Genomic DNA, 2,828 nt, shown 5'->3' with positions numbered 1-2,828 from the left:
GCTCGCAGGCGTGCGCCGAGCTGCAATGCGATGCCCTCGATCCCGCCGCGGTCTAATGCCTCTTCGATCGCTGATGCTCCGTGGCGCTGGCCTGAGCGCTCCACCGCACGCAAGAGCTCCAAGACGTAAAACGGGTTGCCGCCAGTGGCGCGATGGATGGCGGCGCACAAGTCATCGTCGGCGTTCTTTGAAAGTGTTTCCCGCGCAATCTTGACGACCGCCTGATCGGTCAGCAGCGGTAAACTCATCGTCGAGCCGGCAGCTGCGCGCACCGCAGCGAATTCCCGCATCTGTGATTGGGGCTCATCCGGACGCAGCGCCACGACGACCGCGATCTCGGGTCCCTGCAAGCGCGGCGCTAGGTAGGCGAGCCACCGAAGCGAGGCGTCGTCGGCCCAGTGCGCGTCATCGATGGCGATCAGGACCGGATGGCGCGCGGCGATATTAATCGTGAACCAATAAAGCCCGTGCAGAACGGCAAACGTGTCCTGCTCGCCAACGTCTGCGACGGTAGGAACAAGGAGGGCGCGAACCGGGTGCGCGGCGCCTGCGAACAGCGCCGTCGTCTCGTCCTCGCCGGAGTTGGCGCAGTAGCGCTCGAACAGCTGGCGGACGACTCCAAAGGCGAAGTCACTTTCCAGATCCGAGCCGCGCGCCCGAAGAACCAACCGGCGCTCCCGGCTCGCTATGGCGCAAGCAGCATTGAGCATTGCAGTCTTGCCTAGCCCCGCTCCGCCCTCGACAATCAAGAGACCGCCGCGGCGCATTAGGGACCGGATCGCTGCTAGCTCCGATTTGCGTTCGAGGAGAGTCATCATCCAGACGATTTTCGTTTAGAGGGCCCCCAGTGTGCAATCTCCTTGGGTGTCGGGGATAGAGTTAGGCCCGAAGCGGGGCATGAGCCGTCGCCTCGTTAACGCGAGTCCGGCCTGATTTGAAGGACGGTCCTTGTCATCTCGTACCTTGCGGCGGCGCAGGATCGCATGGCAAAAGGCGTCGGGCTATACTAAACGAAGCCGTGTGGAGACCATGATCGGTCGATATAAACAAGTCATCGGCGATGGGTTGCGCTTCCACAAGGACGAGCGCCATGGCACAGAAGTTAGGGTCGCCGTCCATGTCTTGAACCGCATGTCGAAGCTGGGAAGCCCGATTTCCGTCCGTATTGCCTGAGGACGGAGAGGGATGGGGTTGATGCGTCTCCTCCGTCGATCCATGCAACAACGCCTCGAGCGCACGCATCGCCCCGCTCGGCGAGCGGCTCGGATCGATGGATTTTTCGCACGAGGGCGAAAACGAGGACTTACGGCTGGCGCAGGCGGCGGGGGCGCGACGGACGTCAGCCCACCACGTGATAGCCCGCGTCCACGTAGGTAATGTTGCCCGTCATGGAGCTCGCCGAGTCGCTGACGAGGAAGGCGGCCAAAGCGCCGACGTCGTCGGCGGAGATGAGCCGATGCTGGGGCGCGCGTTCGGTGGTTTGGTCCAAGAACTCGTCGAATTGCCTGAGCCCCGAGGCGGAACGCGTCGCCACCGGCCCCGGAGAGATGGCGTTGACCCGGATCCCCTTTCCCCCGAGCTCCAAGGCCATGTAGGCGACTGCGATTTCAAGCGCGCCTTTGACCGGTCCCATGACGCCGTAGGGTCGCACCGCCTTCTCGCCGCCGTAGTGGGTGATCGTGAGCAGGCAGCCGCCCGACGTCATCAGAGGTTCGGCGAGCTTCGCCATGGACAAGAACGAGTGCACGGAGACGAGCATGGCGTGGGCGAAGCCCTCCGCGGAACAATCGATGACCCGGCCACGCAGGTCAGCGGGGGGCACATAGCCGATCGAATGGAAAGCGAAATCCAGGGATCCCCACTTCGTCGCGATCTCCTCGAAGACGTTTTCGAGCTCGCCGGGAACGGAGACATCGCAGGGCAGGGCGATTTTGCAGCCAAGCGCATCCGCGAGCGGTCGGACATAGCGCTCCGCTTTCGCGTTCAGGTAGGTGATGGCGACATCGGCGCCCGCGTCGCGAAAATGGCGTGCGCAGGCGTAGGCGAGGCTGCGTTCGTCCGCCACGCCGAAAACCAGCCCCTTCTTACCCTTCAACGTCGTCATGTCGCCGCCCGCGCGATCGGAAACCGCCGGGCGCCGTGTAGCACTTGCGCGCCGATCGCGAAACCGCGGAAAAAGGCGAAGGGGCCTTTCCAGAGAGCGGCGGTGCTTGAGACGCCGGCCCCCGACGACGCCAAGCCTTGAGGATTCGCCGATGGACGATCAACCGATGAGCCAGCCCCTCGTCCTCGACGAGGCCGAGGCGCCGCTCGACGGCTGGGACGACCCGGTCAAGGGGCGCATCCGCTGGCGGACTTTGTTCTCGCACCCCGGCACGCCGATCGACGGGATCACGTGCGGCGTCGCGGATCTTGAGCCCGGCGACTGGCTCGGCCTCCACCGCCATGCCCCGCCCGAGATCTACTACGTCATCGCCGGGACGGGCGTCGTGACGCTGAATGGCGAGGAGACGCCGGTCAGGGCGGGCTCGGCCGTGTTCATCCCCGGCATGGCCGAGCATGGAATCCGGCAGACGGGAACGGCGCTTCTGCGCTTTGTCTACGGCATCCCGGTCGATTCGTTCGACGGCGTCACCTATCTGTTTTCGGCGGAAAAATCCGCCTGAGCGCATGAGGAGCGGCCCAAGTCCCTTCATCCTCGCGTCGCCATCGTCACCGGCGGCGGGCGCGGCAACGGCCGCCCGATTGCGCTGGCGCTCGCCGCGGCCGGCGCCCGGGTGATCGTGTCCGCCGCCCGCGAGAAATCCCAAAAAGAGGCGGTCGCGGAG

The 2,828-nt window shown here is 65.1% G+C and carries 3 protein-coding genes and 1 pseudogene; 2 read left to right on the top strand and 2 right to left on the bottom strand.

What is annotated here, in order from left to right:
- Both ACLP25_RS08465 and fabI read right to left on the bottom strand, forming a co-directional pair.
- Positions 1-767, bottom strand: a 767-nt coding sequence (locus ACLP25_RS08465) for an AAA family ATPase (protein ID WP_442468768.1), incomplete at its 3' end; no start/stop codon positions are given.
- A gap of 572 nt (positions 768-1,339) precedes the next feature.
- Positions 1,340-2,104: an enoyl-ACP reductase FabI gene (gene fabI, locus ACLP25_RS08460; protein WP_442468767.1), complete on the bottom strand. Its 765-nt coding sequence runs from the start codon at positions 2,102-2,104 to the stop codon at positions 1,340-1,342.
- A 151-nt stretch (positions 2,105-2,255) separates the two neighbouring features.
- Between fabI and ACLP25_RS08455 the strand changes: the two genes are divergently transcribed.
- Positions 2,256-2,666 carry a cupin domain-containing protein gene (locus ACLP25_RS08455; RefSeq protein ID WP_442468766.1) on the top strand — a complete coding sequence of 137 codons (411 nt, stop codon included), beginning with the start codon at positions 2,256-2,258 and terminating at the stop codon, positions 2,664-2,666.
- Between the two features lie 42 nt (positions 2,667-2,708).
- Positions 2,709-2,828, top strand: a pseudogene (locus ACLP25_RS08450) (SDR family NAD(P)-dependent oxidoreductase); the annotation flags it as partial.

The organism is Roseiarcus sp., from assembly GCF_052145395.1.
Lineage (GTDB): Bacteria > Pseudomonadota > Alphaproteobacteria > Rhizobiales > Beijerinckiaceae > Roseiarcus.
The sequence above is the reverse complement of the archived record's forward strand: the minus strand, read 5'-3'. Positions and strand labels throughout refer to the sequence as shown.